The sequence below is a fragment of the Flavobacteriales bacterium genome, from assembly GCA_016699575.1.
In the GTDB taxonomy this organism is placed as follows: Bacteria; Bacteroidota; Bacteroidia; order Flavobacteriales_F; family PHOS-HE28; genus PHOS-HE28.
In genome coordinates this window covers 174,654-191,822 of sequence record CP064979.1, presented here as the reverse complement: position 1 = coordinate 191,822, position 17,169 = coordinate 174,654, and the positions used below count along the sequence as shown (strand labels likewise).

At 60.7% G+C, this 17,169-nt stretch carries 20 protein-coding genes; 9 read left to right on the top strand and 11 right to left on the bottom strand.

Translation table 11 applies throughout. The annotated features are described in order from the left end of the window. The first annotated feature begins 83 nt into the window (after positions 1–83). The 6 genes from IPJ76_00910 to mscL all read left to right on the top strand — a co-directional run bounded on the left by IPJ76_00910 (position 84) and on the right by mscL (position 6,460). Positions 84–1,556 carry a SpoIIE family protein phosphatase gene (locus IPJ76_00910; GenBank protein ID QQR86817.1) on the top strand — a complete coding sequence of 491 codons (1,473 nt, stop codon included), beginning with the start codon at positions 84–86 and terminating at the stop codon, positions 1,554–1,556. Positions 1,557–1,635: 79 nt separating this feature from the next. Beyond that, positions 1,636–3,405 carry a DUF349 domain-containing protein gene (locus tag IPJ76_00905; GenBank protein ID QQR86816.1) on the top strand — a complete coding sequence of 590 codons (1,770 nt, stop codon included), beginning with the start codon at positions 1,636–1,638 and terminating at the stop codon, positions 3,403–3,405. 1 nt (position 3,406) lies between these two features. Further along, positions 3,407–3,844 (top strand): acyl-CoA thioesterase, encoded by a 438-nt coding sequence (locus IPJ76_00900; protein QQR86815.1) that lies wholly within the window; start codon positions 3,407–3,409, stop codon positions 3,842–3,844. Continuing rightward, complete coding sequence (locus IPJ76_00895; protein QQR86814.1) at positions 3,841–4,401, top strand: hypothetical protein; 561 nt, start codon at positions 3,841–3,843, stop codon at positions 4,399–4,401. Before IPJ76_00900 ends, IPJ76_00895 begins: the two co-directional genes overlap by 4 nt. Beyond that, the gene (locus IPJ76_00890) at positions 4,398–5,990 is read left to right on the top strand and encodes a hypothetical protein (GenBank protein QQR86813.1); all 1,593 of its coding nucleotides are present in this window, start codon (positions 4,398–4,400) and stop codon (positions 5,988–5,990) included. The genes IPJ76_00895 and IPJ76_00890 overlap by 4 nt, the downstream gene beginning before the upstream one ends. A 65-nt stretch (positions 5,991–6,055) precedes the next feature. Then, positions 6,056–6,460, top strand: a complete 405-nt coding sequence (mscL, locus tag IPJ76_00885; protein QQR86812.1) for a large conductance mechanosensitive channel protein MscL — start codon at positions 6,056–6,058, stop codon at positions 6,458–6,460. Between the two features lie 46 nt (positions 6,461–6,506). On the opposite strand, the gene IPJ76_00880 is transcribed toward mscL, so the two are convergent. Both IPJ76_00880 and IPJ76_00875 read right to left on the bottom strand, forming a co-directional pair. Further along, positions 6,507–7,274, bottom strand: coding sequence for an ABC transporter ATP-binding protein (locus IPJ76_00880; protein ID QQR86811.1), 768 nt, complete (start codon positions 7,272–7,274; stop codon positions 6,507–6,509). Continuing rightward, a complete protein-coding gene (locus IPJ76_00875) occupies positions 7,271–8,284 on the bottom strand; it encodes an iron ABC transporter permease (protein ID QQR86810.1) in 1,014 nt (337 codons plus the stop codon). The genes IPJ76_00880 and IPJ76_00875 overlap by 4 nt, the downstream gene beginning before the upstream one ends. Positions 8,285–8,355: 71 nt before the next feature. Between IPJ76_00875 and IPJ76_00870 the strand changes: the two genes are divergently transcribed. From IPJ76_00870 to IPJ76_00860, 3 genes are read left to right on the top strand one after another with little or no spacing between them, the layout of a single operon-like run. Beyond that, the gene (locus tag IPJ76_00870) at positions 8,356–9,489 is read left to right on the top strand and encodes a hypothetical protein (GenBank protein ID QQR86809.1); all 1,134 of its coding nucleotides are present in this window, start codon (positions 8,356–8,358) and stop codon (positions 9,487–9,489) included. 18 nt (positions 9,490–9,507) lie between these two features. Further along, positions 9,508–9,894, top strand: coding sequence for a lactoylglutathione lyase (locus IPJ76_00865; protein QQR86808.1), 387 nt, complete (start codon positions 9,508–9,510; stop codon positions 9,892–9,894). Next, positions 9,891–10,226, top strand: a complete 336-nt coding sequence (locus IPJ76_00860; GenBank protein QQR86807.1) for a DHCW motif cupin fold protein — start codon at positions 9,891–9,893, stop codon at positions 10,224–10,226. The genes IPJ76_00865 and IPJ76_00860 overlap by 4 nt, the downstream gene beginning before the upstream one ends. Before the next feature lie 9 nt (positions 10,227–10,235). On the opposite strand, the gene IPJ76_00855 is transcribed toward IPJ76_00860, so the two are convergent. The 9 genes from IPJ76_00855 to IPJ76_00815 form a co-directional block, all read right to left on the bottom strand. Further along, positions 10,236–10,457 (bottom strand): hypothetical protein, encoded by a 222-nt coding sequence (locus tag IPJ76_00855; GenBank protein ID QQR86806.1) that lies wholly within the window; start codon positions 10,455–10,457, stop codon positions 10,236–10,238. A 131-nt stretch (positions 10,458–10,588) separates the two neighbouring features. Then, positions 10,589–11,671 (bottom strand): iron-containing alcohol dehydrogenase, encoded by a 1,083-nt coding sequence (locus tag IPJ76_00850; protein ID QQR86805.1) that lies wholly within the window; start codon positions 11,669–11,671, stop codon positions 10,589–10,591. A 57-nt stretch (positions 11,672–11,728) separates the two neighbouring features. Next, positions 11,729–12,556, bottom strand: coding sequence for a T9SS type A sorting domain-containing protein (locus IPJ76_00845; protein ID QQR86804.1), 828 nt, complete (start codon positions 12,554–12,556; stop codon positions 11,729–11,731). A gap of 42 nt (positions 12,557–12,598) precedes the next feature. Next, on the bottom strand, positions 12,599–13,408 hold the full coding sequence (locus tag IPJ76_00840) for a hypothetical protein (GenBank protein ID QQR86803.1): 810 nt from the start codon (positions 13,406–13,408) through the stop codon (positions 12,599–12,601). A gap of 93 nt (positions 13,409–13,501) precedes the next feature. After that, positions 13,502–14,011 (bottom strand): DinB family protein, encoded by a 510-nt coding sequence (locus IPJ76_00835; GenBank protein QQR86802.1) that lies wholly within the window; start codon positions 14,009–14,011, stop codon positions 13,502–13,504. 43 nt (positions 14,012–14,054) lie between these two features. After that, the gene (locus tag IPJ76_00830) at positions 14,055–14,840 is read right to left on the bottom strand and encodes a transglutaminase family protein (protein ID QQR88369.1); all 786 of its coding nucleotides are present in this window, start codon (positions 14,838–14,840) and stop codon (positions 14,055–14,057) included. Positions 14,841–15,037: 197 nt separating this feature from the next. Continuing rightward, positions 15,038–15,949, bottom strand: a complete 912-nt coding sequence (locus tag IPJ76_00825; GenBank protein ID QQR86801.1) for a nucleoside phosphorylase — start codon at positions 15,947–15,949, stop codon at positions 15,038–15,040. 80 nt (positions 15,950–16,029) lie between these two features. Beyond that, a complete protein-coding gene (locus IPJ76_00820; GenBank protein QQR86800.1) occupies positions 16,030–16,761 on the bottom strand; it encodes a DUF4197 domain-containing protein in 732 nt (243 codons plus the stop codon). Next, a complete protein-coding gene (locus tag IPJ76_00815; protein ID QQR86799.1) occupies positions 16,758–17,168 on the bottom strand; it encodes an acyl-CoA thioesterase in 411 nt (136 codons plus the stop codon). Before IPJ76_00815 ends, IPJ76_00820 begins: the two co-directional genes overlap by 4 nt. Position 17,169 lies beyond the last annotated feature (1 nt).

The following is a 17,169-nucleotide window of genomic DNA, read 5'->3' as shown; positions in this document are numbered from 1 at the left end:
TGCACGGTATTCGAAGGGCCGTAAATCCTCCTCGGAACATTGGGAACCCTGATCCCGTAGGAACGCACGCAATTCCATAGCGGGTGTCCCACTTCCTCAAACGGCCTCAGTTCAGTCCCTTGCACAAGGTGCTGCTCGCCATGTACGGCACCCTATTCCTGGCATGCGCCGGGTTGATCGGTTGGCAGCACTACGAGCAGCGGCAGGAGCTCTACCGCGAGACCGCAAGCCAGCTCAGCAACATAACGGCGCTGTTGGCGGCGCAGACCGATGGGGACCACATCGCCATGCTCACACAGAAATACCGCGACCCCGGGCTCGTCATCCGCAACACGCAGGATGCGTGGTACTACGTTGCACAGCGCTCATTGGCCCGTGTTGCGGAGGCGAATCATTTGACCGCGCCGGTGCGCATCCTCGCCTACGATGATGCACGCAAGCAGGTGCAGGTGATCGTCACCAGCGACCCGATGCCGGAATACAGGGCGCCGTTCCGTGAGCCTACTGGACTCGTGGAGGCCATGTTGGTGCCGGGCCTTGCGCACAACACTGGTGGGGAGAGCGAACATCTCTCGTCGGCCGCACCGCTCATCGATCGCCATGGCGAGATCAGCGGCCTTGTGCTCGCCCAACGACCGAAGACCGAGATCGAGGAGGTGGCGCGCGCTGGTCTCTGGGGCAACCTCACCATCATGCTGGCGGTGTTCGCTTTGGCGGCGTTGGTGCTCTTCCGAAGCGCAGTGAAGTGGATAAAGCAGGCTGAGGCCGATCGCATGGAACTTGCCCGCAAGCACGCAGGTATCACCGACAGCATAGCCTATGCGGGCAAGATCCAGAATGCTCTGATCCCGAGCCCCGAGGTGTTCGGTGAACTCTTCGAGCACTTCTTCGTGCTGAACCGGCCCAAGGATACCGTGAGCGGCGATTTCCATTGGTTCCACCGCGCTGGCGAACAGGTTTGCTGGGTGGCCGCTGCCGACTGCACAGGCCACGGTTTGCCCGGTGCCATGATGGCGGCGATCGGTTGCAGTATCCTCAACGATGTGGTGCAGCAACAGCCTGAAGCTGACCCGGCCTCGATCCTTTCGCAATTGAGCGAACGCCTTACGCGCACCATGCACCAAAGCGGCCAGCGCAAAGGGGCCGGCGACGGCATGGACATCGCCCTGTGCCGCATCGATCGCGAGCAACGCGAAGTACTTTTCGCCGGGGCATACAGGCCCATGTACTGGGTGCACGGCGGCGAACTGAACATCATCAACGGCGACCGCAAGCCAATTGGAGGCAACCACCACGACGCAGAGCGCAAGTTCAGCACACACCGTATCGTGTACGCCCCCGGTGACCGGATCTACCTTTTCAGCGATGGTTACGCGGACCAGTTCGGTGGGCCGGACCGCAAGAAGTTCATGATCGCGCGGTTCAACAGTATGTTGCTGGAGCATCAAGGCTTGGACATGCGCATGCAGAAAGAGCGCTTCGAAGAGACCTTCACCGCTTGGAAAGGCCCCGAAGAACAAGTGGACGACGTGTGCGTGCTGGGTCTGCAGGTCTGAAGAGGGCCGCTTTCCGCTCGGAAGCCCCGTCTATATTTGGCCGTTCCGCAGGGTGACGAACGCTGGCGGGAATCAATGCATGGCCAGTAAGCAGGACTTGATCGCGAAGCTTGAAGCGATCATCGAACAACCCGATCCGGAACTCGCCGCGGAAGCGGTGGACCACATCAAGGAAACCTACGAGGCCCTGATGGCGGAGGAGCGCGCTGCTGCCGAAGCCGCTCAGCCCGAAGAGGGCCAGCCGGAAGAAGGCCAGCCGCAGCCGCAGGGGGTGGAGAACCTCGCCCCCCAGAGCGAGGAGGACAAGCGCTTCAAGCAATTGGTGGACGCTTACAACACCAAGGTGAACGAGCTGCACCGCAGGCGCCAGAAGGATGAGGCGGACAACTTGGAGGCGAAGAAGGCCGTGATGGAGGAGTTGCGCCAGATGGTCGCTCACGAGGAGAACATCGGAAGTGCGTTCCAGCGGTTCAGCGAGCTCAACGAGAAGTGGAAGAGCATCGGCAACGTGCCCCAGCACGCTTATCGTGAACTACAGAGCGATTACAGCCACCTGCGCGATGAGTTCTTCTACCACATGCGCATCTACAAGGAGCTGCGCGAACATGATCTGAAGAAGAACACTGCGCTCAAACAGGCGCTCATCGCGGACATGGAAGCGGTGAGCCGCGTGGACAGCGTGCGCGAGGCCGAACTGCTGGTGAAGCAATACCAGGAGCAGTGGCACCAGGTCGGCCCGGTGATCAAGGAGGAGTGGGAGAGCATCCGCGACCGTTTCTGGGGCGCAACACGGGTGGTGTACGAGCGGATCCAAGAGCACTACAAAGCCCGCAAGGCCGAGCAGGACACCAACCTGCAGGCGAAGAAGGACATGGTGAACCGTGTCCTTGAGCTGGTTGAACAGGCCAAGCTGGCCGCTGGCAAAGAGTGGCAGGATCTGACCAACAAAGTGTTGGAGGCACAGACCGCATGGAAGTCCATCGGTTACGCCAGCCGCAAAGACAATGAGCGCATATGGAAGGAGTTCCGCGAGGCGTGCAACCTGTTCTTCAACGCCAAGCGCGACCACTTCACACAGATCAAGGAGCAGTACAAGGCCGGGCTCGAGGCCAAGAAGTCATTGGTTGAACAGGCGCTGAAGCTGAAGGACAGTACCGAGTGGAAACAAGCGGCCGACAAGCTGAAGACCCTTCAACAGCAGTGGAAGGAAAGCGCTTTCGCCGGTCCACGCGATGACCACAAACTGTGGATGAAGTTCCGGGAAGCCTGCGACGGTTTCTTCGCGAAGCGCAAGGAGCACTTCGCCGAGAAGGACGCCGCACAGGACGTGAACAAGAAGCAGAAGGACGAGCTGCTTGCCGAGATCGAAGCGTACCAGCACACCGGCAACAAGGGCCAGGACCTGGAGGCCTTGCGCCATTTCAGCCAGCGCTGGATGGCCATCGGGCGCGTGCACCCAGCCCAGCACCAACTGCTTTGGGACAAGTACAAGGCACTGCTGGACGGGCACTACAACCGTTTGGACGTTGCGCAGACCGAAAGGCGCCAAATGCAGTTCAAGGAGCACATCTCCACCTTGAAAGGCAGCGATGACGGCAAGTTCGAACTTGACCGCGAGAGCCGCTTCTTGAAGCGGAAGATCGAGGAGAAGGTGGCGGAGCTTCAGCAGATGGAGCGCAACATGGGCATGTTCAACTTCAAGAGCGCCGCGGGCGAAGCCATGCGCAAGGAGATGGAAAAGAACGTGGAGCGCATGAAGAAGGACGTGGAACGCATGAAGGGAGAGCACAAGGTGCTGATGGCCGAACTGCGCGCACCAGCGGCGGAAGAGGCGAAGCCCGGCGCTTGAGATGGCCCTCGGCGACCTGGTCCTCAGTGCCCGGTTCCCCTTCCACTGGGGCGAGATGGATGCCTTCGGCCACGTGAACAACGTCGCTTACTTCCGCTGGTTGGAGACCGCACGCATGCACTACCTGCGCGCCATCGGCATCACCCATCCCGACGATCAGAACGGCTTGGGCCTGCTGCTCGCGGAAACGACGTGCACCTTTCTGAAGCCGCTCCACTTTCCGGACACGGTAACGGTGCGCACCGGCTTGGACCACATCGGCAACACCAGCTTCCGCATGCGCTATGAGGTGCATAGCGAAGCCGTTGGCCTGGCAGCGACAGCCGTGAGCGTTCAAGTGATGTTCGACTACAATACCAACGCCAAGACGCCCGTACCGGCCTCGGTGCGCGAGCGTATCGAGCGGGTCCAGTCCTCCACGATCAGCATCGAACCATGAAACAACTGTTCTTCATCTTCTTTGCAAGCGCCGTTGCGGCCTGCTCAGGTGGTTCCGATCACTTGGAACGCGCGTTGGCCGATGTGGCCACCGCCGATCGCCTCGACGCAGTCCGGATCACCGAGGCGCACGTGGGAACGAGCGCTGAAGGATTGCTGGGCAAATGGGAAAGCGTGCAGGACAGCGGCCGCACCGTTTTCAATGAACAATGGGAGCGGGCCGGGGAGCATTCGCTCAAGGGCATTGGATATGTGATGACCGGGCCCGACACGGTGTTCGTTGAGCATCTCTCCCTGGATTGGGACGGCATCCCGACCTACACCGTACGAACACCATCGCAGAACGGCAACGAACAAGTGCATTTCACGCTGCGCAAGGGCTGTTGCGATGAGGGGAACCTCATCTTCGAGAACCCCACGCACGATTGGCCACAAACCATAGCCTACACGCGCACGGCAACCGGATGGACCGCCGTGGTCAGCGGCAAGGAGAAGAACATGGAGCGTGAGGCCCGTTTCGATTTCGTCCCAAGGAAGGGCACGCTGGCCGCCGAATGAAAGAGCGGTTGCGCAGCGTTGGCCTGAAGGTGTTGCGCTGGGTGCGGCCATTCATCCTGTTCGCACTGTTGGGAGGGGTGTTCTACCTCGGCATCCATAGCGAGCGCACCGGGTTCGTCAGGGAAGTCCTCGACCCAGGGCTCAAGAGCGTCGTACTGCCCGTGCTCAACGCCTTTCGCGGCAACGGACCCGAAGCACCTCAATTGGACCTGCTCATCGGCACAGTGGCCATGGACAGTATGGCAGCCATTCGAGGTCGTGCCCTGAAAGCCGGGGTGCTCAACGAGGGCAAGGACACATGGTTCCCGACTTTGCTCGTGTTCGATGGTGATACGCTCAGTGGGCGTCTTCGCCTGAAGGGTGGACTGACGGATCATCTGCGCACCAACAAATGGAGCTTCCGTGTGCAGTTGGACAAAGGAGACACGTTGATGGGCATGACGGTCTTCAGCCTGCAGCACCCCAACACGCGCAACTTCGGCAACGAATGGTTGTTCCACCGGGCCGTGGCGTATGCAGGTTTGCCGACGTTGCATTACGCTTTTGTGGGCGTACGCATCAACACGAACAACCGTGGGCTCTATGCCGTGGAACAGCACTTCGACGATGCGCTGTTACAACGGCTCGCACCGATGGGCCTTGTTGGGCCTGTCATGAAGTTCGATGATGAGTTGCGCATTGCAACGCTGGCTGAAATGGGCCAACGCACTTTCGACAGCGAGGCGCCGTTGCAAGGGGAGTGGCTCAGCGCACCCATCACCGCTTTCCAGCTCGACAACGTACTGGCCGATAGCGCCAAGGCAGCGCGCTTCACACGGCTGAAGGACCGGCTGACACGTTTCCGTGCCGGGCAGCTCCGAACGCATGAAGTGTTCGATGCGGACGTTTTGGCCAAGCTGTTCGCCTTGAGCGATGTCTTCGGTGCGCAGCACTGCAATGATTGGCGCAACCTGCGGTTCGCGATGAACGCGGCCACCGGCAAGCTGGTTCCCATCGCCTTCGATGCCAACGCTGGCGAGCCCATCCAGGCCATCCGCGCGTTGCGCGAGCAACCACCGATCACCTTCGATGAAACCCACCTGCGGACGTTCTATGGTCGCCTGTGGAGCGACCGCGGGTTCCACGAGGCCTACATCGCGCACCTGGACACATTCACCACAAAGGGATGGCTCGAAGACTTCCTGGGCACGGTCGGGCCGGAACTCAGGGTTGAGGATGAACTCATCACGCACGAGTTCCCCAATGCAGGCGTCGATACCAATGTGTTCGTGCATTGTCGCACCGTGGCCCGGCAAACCCTCCGTCCTGCGAACTACATCAGCGCGGGTGTGCTGGGCAGGGGAGAGGGCACCATCCGGTTGGCCGTCGCTAACCTTCACGCGCTTCCGGTGGAAGTCGTCGCCATCGGAATACGCAATGCCCAAGCTGTTCCTTGCGGCCCTGTGTTGTTGCCTCCCCGCTCGCGCGACACGCCGCTCATCGAGCAGGAGATCGAACTGCCCTTCAGTGGTACGGGTGTGCCGGTTGTGCACATCCGCCTTGTTGGGCTCAGCAACGAAGTGCTGTTGCCCGTAAAGAGCGGTCGCTGACGGGGATCATTCGGATACCCGGTTAGCTTCGCTGCCTTCAAAACCAAAACCTACCTCCCATGGGAATGATGAAAGAGTTCAAGGAGTTTGCCATGAAGGGCAACCTCGTTGACATTGCAGTCGGCTTCGTGATGGGTGCTGCATTCACCAAAGTCGTGAACGCCTTCACAGGTGGAATCGTTGCTCCGCTGATCAGCCTGCTCACCGAGAAGTTCAAATTCGATGAAATGGAGTGGGTCCTTCGTGAAGAAGTAAAGGATGCTGCAGGTGCGGTAACCACTGCCAAGGTGGCTATCACCCACGGTATGTTCCTGACCGCCCTGATAGACTTCATCATCGTGGCCTTCGTCATGTTCATGGTCATCAAAGGCGTGAACAGGATGAAGAAAGCGGAAGCCGCTCCGCCGCCTGCTGGCCCCAGCAACGAGGAGAAGCTCCTGATGGAGATCCGCGATGCCCTGAAGAAGTAAAGCTGACACCGATAGGGATGAGGGCTGCCCGCAAGGCGGCCCTCGTTCATTCCGGGCGGAAGGCGCGGCGCGCGGGGTCGAAGACGACACCGTCGGTCTTGAACTCCCTGGCAATAATGCCGCTTACCAGAGCTTCGCGGGGAGTGCCGAGCCAACATGTTCCGTCGGAGCGGACGATGAGCAAGCGGTCGCTTTGGCCGAGCGCACTGTCCAGATCGTGGGTAGTAATGAGCACGGCTTTGCCCAAGTTCCTGGTCAGTTTAGAGAAGGCCCCCATGATGGAGACCCGCGCCGACAGGTCAAGGAATGCCGTGGGTTCATCGAACAAGACCAACGGTGTCTCCTGTGCGATGGCCCGCGCGATCATAACACGCTGGTACTCGCCATCGCTCAAGGTGTTCAGTGGGCGGTGCTGCCACCCGTCGATGCCTGTGGAGCGGCTTGCAACGAGCAGGGCTTGTTCGTCCGCGTTGTTCAATTGGCCGCGCCATCCGGTGCGGGCGTAGCGCGCCATGGCCAGTGCTTCGTGCACGGTCACCTGTCCGGCCGTTGTCCGTCCGGGGAAAACTGCTGCAACGAGCATCGCACGCTGGTGCGCCGAAAGCCCTGTGAGGTCTTGGTCAACGATCCGGATGTTGCCCTCCAACGGTTCCAGTGCCCCGACCAATGTGCGCAGCAGCGTGCTCTTGCCGCTCCCGTTGCGGCCGAGAATGCTCACCAGTTCGCCAGCTCTCAGGTGCATGTCGAGCGCATGGATCAGCCGTCGATGTCCGAAGCCGATGACAAGCCCGCTGGTGGAGAGTACGGTGCTCATGCGCTGCGGTAGAAGTTGCGGCCTTGCAGAAGCACCCAAAGCACCACGGGGGCGCCCAACAACGAGGTGACGGCGTTCAGTGGAAGGTTCCCGCTCACGCCCGGAAGGCGGGTGAGCAGATCGCACATCAACGCCAACGAAGAGCCGATCAGCAAGCATGCGGGCAGCAACACGAGATGATCGGTAGTGCGCAGGATGCCACGCGCAATGTGCGGGGTCACCAAACCGATGAAGGCTACCGGTCCGCAGAAGGCCGTGATTGTGCTCGCAAGCAGGCCGCACAGCACAATGGTCCATGTCCGAACACGGCGAACGCGTACCCCGAACGTAGCGGCCTGTTCTTCGCCAGCCAGCAAGGCGTTCAGAGCTTTCCCTTGGAACAAAGCCAGCACTGAACAGAAGACCACCAGCGGCCCCAGCCAGAACAGGTCGTTGGTGGTTGTTCCGCTGAAGGAGCCCATGCCCCAGAGCACGAAGCCTTTCACCGCGCTGGACGTACCATACACCTCCAGCACGCTCACGAGCGCTCCGCACAGGTAGCCGATCATCAAACCCACGATGAGCAGTGTCACTCCATCCCCGATCCTGCGGTCCGCTAGGGCGATCAACAGCAACACCACCATTGCTCCGACGAAGGCAGCGCCCACAAGACCAGCTTCCAGGAACATGCCGCCCACGGCCCCACCGGCCAGCATGAACACCGCTACGCCCAACCCCGCGCCGCTCGTGACCCCCAGTACGCTGGGACCAGCCAGCGGATTGCGGAATAGCGTCTGCATCATCAGGCCGCACAAGGCAAGTCCGCCGCCGGCAAGCAGGGCCGTAAGTGCCTGTGGAAGTCGCACGCCGTTCACGATCAGCTCGTGCTGCCGGGAAGAGGCACTGCCGAAGAGGGCTCCAAGAACTTCACCGGCCGGGATGGTTGTGGTGCCTACCAAGAGGTCGCCGAAGCACAGCAGCAGCGCAAGCACCGCCAGTAAGGCCACCACCAAGGTCTTCCGCTTGCTCACCGGACAAACATAGACGGGGCCTCACCGTGTGGCGCGGGGTTTGTCTTGCGCCTCGTTCCTTCGCCCACCCGATGGTGTCCCGCCTCCTCGCCCTTATGCTCCTGTTCGCGCTGCTCAACGGTTGCGCCGGTGTGCGTACTCAAGTGCGCGAGGCCGAAGCACTGAACCAGCGCGGCGCCGTGCGCGAAGCCTTGGCGGCCTACAAAGCCATCGATCTACGTCGGCCTGGAAGACCGGATGTACGTGCGGGCATGCAGTCTGCAGCGCAGCGGGTGTTCGACCGGATGGAAGATGCGGCTTCGGCCTACTACTTGGCAGGTGATTACCCAGGAGGGGAACAGGCGCGCATCGATGCTGAAGCCTTCAAGGAGGAGTGCGCGCGCGAAGGATTGATCGTGGAGTGGAGCGGGTTCTTCTCCATGCGGCGCACAGAGGCACGTGCGGAGTGGCTTGGTGATCTTTACATGAAAGCGGAGCAGGCGTTCAAGGACGATCGCTTCAGCGAGGCCGCGGATCTTGCGGGGCGCGTTCTACAGCACGACCCCGAGCGCTCACAAGCGCAACACTTGCTGCGCATGGCGCGCTGCGAACCGAAGTACAGGGATGGCAAGCGGGCTTATGAACTAGGCAATTTCGGGCAGGCTTACCGTGTCCTGCGCGAAGTGGCCGTGCTCGACCCCAATTACAAGGACAGTGCGCGGCTGCTCCAGTCGGCCAAGGAAAAAGCCGGTTACACCCTGGTTTACCTGGTGGTGCCCGGCGCGAAACCCAGCCGCTGGAACGAGAAGCGTGTGGTGAAGCCCAGTCAGGATGAACTGCTTTTGGCCGGTGCGATGGAAGAGGCCATCGTGGAGTTGAAGGACCCCTTGGTGAAGCTGATCGATCGCAAGCACACCGAAGCGTTGCTGGCCGAGCAGTTGCGCGCCTTGAACGGCGGCGTTCAGGAGGGCACGGCCGCCCAAGCAGGCCAATTGCTCGGTGCCCAGTTCGTGCTCACCGGCGAAGTGCTCGTGCTGAACGACGACCGCATCGATCTGCGCGTCTCGCTCATTGATGCTTCTACCGGCCGCATCCACGTGGCGCAGCAAGTGACGGCCTTGCGCAAGGAAGTGCAGCGCGGACAGCCCGTGCGTGCTCAACTGATGGCCATCGTGGCCCAGCGAGCGGCGGAGCACCTAAGGGATTTCGATCGGTTCGCCGATTGAACATCGCATCTTCGGCAGATGCAAGCCGAGTTCATCCTCTACGTTGCCGACCAAGCCCGCAGCCGCGACTTCTACCGGACCGTGCTGGCCACGGAGCCAACGCTCGATGTGCCCGGCATGACGGAGTTCGATCTGGGCGGCTGCAAACTTGGACTGATGCCCGAAGCCGGTATCGCGCGCATCATCACACCTGCGCTGCCACATCCAAGCCGATCCCAGGGCGTTCCGCGGTGTGAACTCTACTTGCTCGTGGCGAACGCTGAAGAGTTCATTGGGCGGTTCCAAGCCGCCGATGCCATCGAGGTCTCTTCTCTTCTGGCTAGGGACTGGGGGCACCGCGTGGCCTACTTCGCCGATCCGGACGGTCACGTGCTGGCCATTGCCGAACCCATCGCTCAACCATGAAGATCCCCTTCGAGACCATCGACTGGTCGCAGCTGCCGGCCACCACCGTGAACGGCACGACCGGTAAGGCCACCATGCGCATCGTCCAGCACGAAGGCCTGCGCATGCGCATGGTCGAGTATTCAGCCAACTACCTCGCCGACCATTGGTGCCAGTTGGGGCATCTGGTCTTCGTGCTCGAAGGCGAATTGATCAATGAGCACGCGGATGGAACGGTGAACGTGCTGAAGCCCGGCATGTCCTACCACGTGAGCGATGGGCTCAGTTCGCACCGCTCGAGGACGAACGGGCCAGTGAAGCTGATCGTGGTGGATGGGGAGTTCTTGAGTTGATCGAAATCATCAGCGATGCCACGTCCGAACCTCGTGGCTCAATATTACCGAATCGGCATCCATGAAAAGTACCAGATTGCTGAGTTCATTGGTATCGCCACCCATAACCTTCACCGTCACCAAGTACCACATTTCATCCCTGTCGTAACCGTTTGGAGCTCCAAGTAATTCCAAGATCTCCGCTTGCGATGCACCATCCAATCGATGGTTATCCAGCAGGTCGTCCAACATCCTTTCCCTATACAAGTGTTGCCCATGGTCTCCGCGTTCCTTCCATCCTTCGCGGTTAAAACGAAGGCCTGACCCGCAGGCGAACAACAGCGCTACCTGAAGTAGTAGGAACGTATGGCGCGTACTTTTCATCACATCCTCCTGTACCACCCCTTGATCCGCGCGCGGTCCAGTACCTGCTGCCAGTCGGGGCCGAAGGCATGGTCCCACATGTGAGGCAGGTTGTAGGCCACCTCGGCCATGGCATCAAGGGTGGTCTCGTCCCAGTCCTTGGCGAGGTTGGCGGGGATGTTCACGCCGCGCTCCTTCACCATGTGCTTGAACTCCTGCACGTACGCGCCGTACACGTCCTCCAGCTGGTTGAAGGCCACGCAGTTCGCGAAGCAGTGGTGCATCTCCAGCACCTTGCCCAATCCGTAGCTCAGCGCGTGGCACACGCCCACCTCACTGTAGGTGAGGCTGAGGCCGCCCATGTAGCTGGCCACCATCAGCAGCTCGTCGCTCTTGGGGTCGCTGCGTTCACGCTTCAGGTACACCTCGCGGCATAGGTCGAGCGCCTTCTCGCTATAGGCCTCGGCAAAAGTGTTCTTCTTGGTGCCGGTGATGGCCTCCACGCTGTGGATGTAAGTGTCCATACCGGTATAGAACCATTGGTCGGTGGGCACAGTGGCGATCAGATCAGGGTCGAGGACGATCTGGTCGAAGACGGTCCAGTCGCACTTGAGGCCGAGCTTCTTCACGGGTCCGGTGAGCACGGCGGTCATGCTCACCTCCGCGCCGGTGCCGCTGATGGTGGGCACCCCGCAGTGGTAGATGCCGGGCTTCTTGATCAGGTTGAGGCCCTGGTACTGCACGCTGCTTCCTTCGTTGGTGAACATGAGGCTGAGCGCCTTCGCCACGTCCATCACGTTGCCACCGCCGATGCCCACCACGCCGGCGGGCAGCCCGCGGCGCGCCAGGATGTCGTCGCGCAGGCCATCGATCTGCTCGGTGCTCGGTTCCTTTTTCGTGCTGCAGAAGACCAACTCGTCCCCTTCTTGCTTGGGGATGCGCGCGAGGAAATCGGCCTTGCCCTCGAAGTAGTGGTCCACCAGGAAGACCACGAACCCCTTGCCCGTTTTTCGGTGCGGACCGAGGATCTCGGCCAGCTTGCCGAAGCTGCCGCGGCCGTAGCAGGTCTTGGTGACGGACTTGAAATTGCGGAAGAGTTGCATGCGCTTTGAAGTGGCTTCAAAGGAAGCGTTCAGCGCGCATGCAACCGCCCGAGCGTGTCAATGTTTCACGAAGCGGTGCACCGAGCTGGTGGCCCCGTTCAGGATGAGCGTGTACGCACCGGCGCTCAACGATGAAACGTCGAGAACGCTCGTGCCCGATCCATTGATGCGTTGCACGAGCACTGCGCGACCGGTCGCATCCACTGCGGTGGCATCCACCAGCCCGGAAACTGACGCGTAAACGATGTTCAGAACGTCGGAGGTGTTGGTGGGGAACACCGCCACGTTGTTGGCTGTGCGCTCCACAAGCCCCACGCCGCCCACGCTGTAGTGCACCGTGCCGTTGAATTGGCGGGGCGAGAAGAACGTTGTTCCGAACTGCATGAACACGCCCGAACCTTCCAGCACTTGAAGGTTGGCATCCGAGGCAAGTGTGGCGCCCAAGGTGGTGCCGTCGGTGTATTTGACGTTGGGGTCGGTGGTGTTCAGGTTCGAGATGTAGAAGGCATAGGTGGCACCAGCCGGGATGTTCACGTCCACGTCGATCGGGATAATGGTCGGATTGTCGGGTCCGGCGGAAGTGATGCCGTCAACGGCGCCCACGAAGGTCCATGCCGTGCTATCGCTTTCGAAGCCGACATGCGTACCCATCTTGTACCAGATATCGACGCCCATGGTGCCTGCATCGAAGTTGGCATCGAAGCACTCGATGGTGATGGCCGATGAGGCCACGATGTCGAACATGGCACCGTCCAGGCCATTGGTCTCGGCATAGAGCGTCGTCAGGTTGTCCGTAGCGGTGCACTGCGCTTGTGCGGCCAATGGGGTGAGCACACAGGCGCTGATCGCAAGGCTTGCAATTATCAGGGAGGTGTGATGGGTCATGCGGATGGAAGTTTGTCGGAAAAGTAACCGACCGAACGGAGGTCAGGGAGCACTGAAGGCGCGCATGCGGCCCACTTGCAGGGCCATGCCCGTTTCGGCGCGCTTCCAGATGGTGAGCCTGGAGTCCACGAAGTAGGCTTCGTTGCTCCACAGCAGCTCGTACGCGTAGCTCTTGTCCTGGCTGGGACCGAAGCGCCCGAATGCGATGGGCGCGGCACGTTCATCGTACCAAAGCACCTCGCCACTGGCATCAACGTAGTAGGTGTTGTCGTCGCCGTGGAACGTCACGACATAGTGCAACGAGTCCTGCAACGTGAAAGATCCCGGTGCAGTGGCATTGCGCAACCGGTGCCACTCGTTCCAGCCTTGCTCAATGGCGGCCAGACGGGCGTGGCGCGGAGGGTGGCGTTCGGTACCGTGCGGATCCCCGGCCACTGCCATGGCGGCGCGGCTATCTTGGAGGCTGACGCCCATGGCGGCCAGGATGAACCCCGAATACCGGTCGCAAGAGAGTTCATCCCCGGGATGCACCGCATCCGGGTCGAGCGTGTGGCCCATCAAATGGTGGCCTACCTCGTGGGCCAGCACGCTCACTGCGCTCCAATCGGTGGCGCTTGAATCGACGATGCGCGCAATGAAGGCCGGGTTGTACGCGATGACACGTTGCTTGTCCTTGATATAGGCGATCGCTGTCCGCACACCGGACCCTTCACGCACCGTGAAGTTCGGTGGCAATCCGCTGTGCCGAACGATGCGGTACACTGCGTCCTTGGCCGCTCGATCGCTCACCACGGTTTGGCTGACCACGAGCGGTGTGATCAAGCAAGCGGACGCGAGCACGAACAAGCGCATGGAACAAAGGTGGGCATCAGCCGACAACGGTGCGTTGCCGTGGTCGGATCATGCGGCTTCCACCATCCATGCTCGGTGAACGTTGCTTGAAGCTCACCACTGTCCGGCGTAGTCGAGGCCAACGCCACAGCTGGCCTTCAGGTAGGCGTAGCGCATGGCGTTCACCTGGCGGATGTGGTGAAGATCGTGCGCCACCCAATTGGCCAGCAGGAACTCGGCAGTGATCGGTCCCACCTTGGGATGCAAGTAGAAGTTCTTCCAAGCGGGTTCGTGCAAGCCGCGAAGCCAGGCCACCGACTTCCCGCGCTCCGCAAGGAAGTCGTTGAGCACCGCGGTGTAGTCCTGTTCCAGGTACTTCCGCTCAGTGATCCATGCCTGAGGGTCGATCTTCGGCATGGGTTGGTCCGGTGTTTCGAGCACGTGCTTCACGCGTGCGCGGAAGTCCTCCTTTTCCTCATCCCGAAGGTGGCAAGCGGCTTCCAGCAAGCACCACTTGTCAGGTGCGGCGCGGTGAAGGTGTTCCGTTCGGTGAGTGCAACCGAAAAGACGTGCGAACAGCGGGGCATGGCCTGCGAGCTGGTCGATCAGATGAGAGTGCTCCATAGTGGTGAAGATCGCATCAAAGCCATCCCGACCGAGAGAATGATCACCCCATCCGCCCCAATGCCGTTCTTAATTGTTCCAGGTCGGATGCACGATCCGGGTCGCCCTGCTTGGCGTAGCTATTGGCCAGGTTGTTCAGCACGCGCCGGATGATATCCACATTGGTGCAGGGCTGGTAGAAGGAAGGCTGGGGCGGCACTTTGATCTTCTCCAGGAATTCATCGATCTCGCTCCGGCCGAGAATGTCGCCTTGGCTGAAGGCGTTCACATAAAAGAGCACGTTGCGTTCGTCGACTGCGGCAGCATCGTGCCCACCCAGGAAGGCCAGCACGAAGTGGTTCGGCAAGTTCACGCCGCGCAACGGCAGGTCCAGGTCTTCGGCAAGCACTTGGTAAATGATCGCCAGGCTGAGGGGGTTGCCCTTGCGGCTTTCCAGTACATCGTTGATGAAGCTGTTCTGCGGCGCATGGTAGTTGTGTTTGTTCCCCTTGAACCCGTGCACTTGGAAGAGGATGTGGTTGAACACGCGGACCTTTTCGAAGGCGGTGAGGTTGTCGTTCAGTTCCAACCAGATGTCCTGACGGATGGCGGCCAACTTGCTTTTGATGCGGTGCTCTTCCAGTTCAGGATAGCGGTAGCGCGCGACCAGCATGGCGCCTTCGAGCAGGTCGTTGCCACCGGCCTGGGCCCATGCCTCCAACCCTTTGCGCACGGTGCCCAAATGGATCACGTGCAGGAGGTCTTCAATACGTGTTCGGCTCAGGTCTCCGAGCTCGTCGGTTTCCCAGGCCCGCTCCAGCGCGGGGATCACCTTCCCGCCGATCTCCATCAGGCGTTCCTTCACATGGCTGTAAATGGCCTCGTCGGGATCGTCGATGAGGCTGATGAGCGCGGAGATCTCGCTGTCCGACACGCTGGTGTGCGCCGCCTGTGGGTTACGGCCAGCCAAAACTACCGGGGGGCGGAAGTCCTTGCGGACATGCAGGGCCCAGTTCCAAGCAATTGCGTGTTGAAGACAGCGGAGTGCTACGCCAAGCGCTCCAACACCTGGTCGATCATCCGTTCAACGGCGGAATGGTGGTCTTTGCTGTATTCGCCGCGCAGGCGGTTGGCGACCACGGTGCAGACGGTGGCCGCCCGGTGCCCAAGCAATCCTGCCAGACCGTAGAGCGCGCTGGTCTCCATCTCATAGTTGGTGATGCGGAGGTCCATCGCACCGTCCACTTCACTGCGGAAGGCGGTGAAGGCCTCGTTCAATCCTTCAACGCTGGGGACCGCGCGTACTTGCCGTCCCTGTGGGCCATAGAAGCCGCCGGAAGTCGCAGTTATGCCCACGTGGTTGTCTTCGCCGAGCCGTTGCACCAGTGGTGCGTGGCCCATGGCGAGGTATGGGATAGGCAGGTTGTCGGGCCACTCGCAATGGCGGAGGATGGCGTGCAACAACCGGTGTTCGAGATCGTCGTTTTCGTGGGCATAGTAATGCAGCACATTGTCCAGGCCCAGACCGCTGTGGCTGACGATGAAATTGTCCACCGGGATATGCTCCTGTAACGAGCCGCAAGTACCCATCCGGACAATGGTGAGCGATCGCTGCTGTTTGCGCGGTGTGCGTTCCTGCAGGTCGATGTTCACCAACGCATCCAGTTCCGTGAGCACGATATCGATATTGTCGGTACCGATACCTGTGGCCAGCGCCGTTATGCGTTTCCCACGGAGCGTACCGGTGTGTGCCACGAACTCGCGGTTCTGCCCCTGGTGTTCCACGCGGTCGAAACGCTTGCTGATGAGCGCGACACGCCCGGGGTCGCCCACGACCAGGACCAGGTCGCCCAATTGTTCGGGCTTCAGGGCAATATGGTAAACGCTGCCGTCCGGGTTCAGGATGAGCTCGCTGGGTGCGAGTGGTGTGCCGGGCTCGGTTAGGGTGATGGGGCGCATTGGAGAACAAGCTTCAAGTCCCAAGGCTCAAGGCCCAAGCCTCAAGAAAGGGGTGAGCAGCAAATGTGGTGATCGTTGGTTCACTGCTGACCGAACACCCGGCGGAGCAGGTCCGTTGTGCGGGCCAGTGGATCCTTGCGGATCTTTTTCTCTTCATCGGCCAGCATCACGAAAAGGCCGTCGATGGCTTTCTGCGTCACGTATTGGTCCAGGTCCGGATCGACCGCTTTGGCCCCGGTAAGCAGACCAGCGGTGTTGTACGCGCTGGCCAGTGGCTTCCAGTAGTTCGTCAGCGCCACTTTCTGCGTCGCCTTCGCGACCACGGGCTTGAACTTCGCCATCAGCGCTGCCGTGGTTTTCTCTTTCAGGAAGGTGGTGGCCGCCTGTTCGCCCCCGTTCAGGATGGCAAAGCCGTCGCTGATGCTCATGCTCGTGATGGCATCCACGAAGACGGGTACCGCCTCTTTGGTGGCTTCTTCGGCAGCCTTGTTCAGCGTGCGCTCGAAGTCCTCCACCGGCTTCCTCATGCCGATGTCCTCCAAGGTTGTTTTAACCTTCAGGGCCTCCGCAGGAAAGGGCACTCGGATACGGGTATTGTTCCAGAAGCCGTCAGCGGCCGATGTGAGTTGGACCGAGCGTTCAGTACCAGTGCGCAAGGCTTCCCGCAACCCGTTGATCACTTCGGCGTTGGTAAGCGGATCCGTGCCGGTGGTGGTTTGTCCGGCGGCTTCCAGGACTTTCGTTAGGTCTTGGGTACTGCACCCCGCGAACACTAGGAGCAGGGCTACTGCAATGGTGATGTTGAGCTTCATGCGGTGGGCGTTCGATGTTGTTCGAGTGCCGCCCGCCAAGCTAGCGGCAGGCCGATCGTAGTTCCGGCGTCGTAGTCCATGCACACCAGAACGCTTTTACCGTCGGCGCATCGCTCACGTCCGGCGCGGGCGATCCGTTCGACCGCATAGCTCAGGGTGAAGCTCTTGTTGCCAAGGTCGCTGCACCAACAGTCCACCTCGATGCGGTCCGAGAGATGGACAGGCTTGCGGTAGTCCATTTCGTTGCGCGCCAGGATGAGCCCTTGCTTGCGCCAGTCATGGTCTTTGCTGATGAAGGCCGAGAGCAGCGCCATGCGCGCCAATTCGAAATAGTGGAGGTACGCCGCATTGTGCACATGGTGGGCCATGTCCACGTCGCCGAACCTGATCTGGATGGCGGTGCGCATC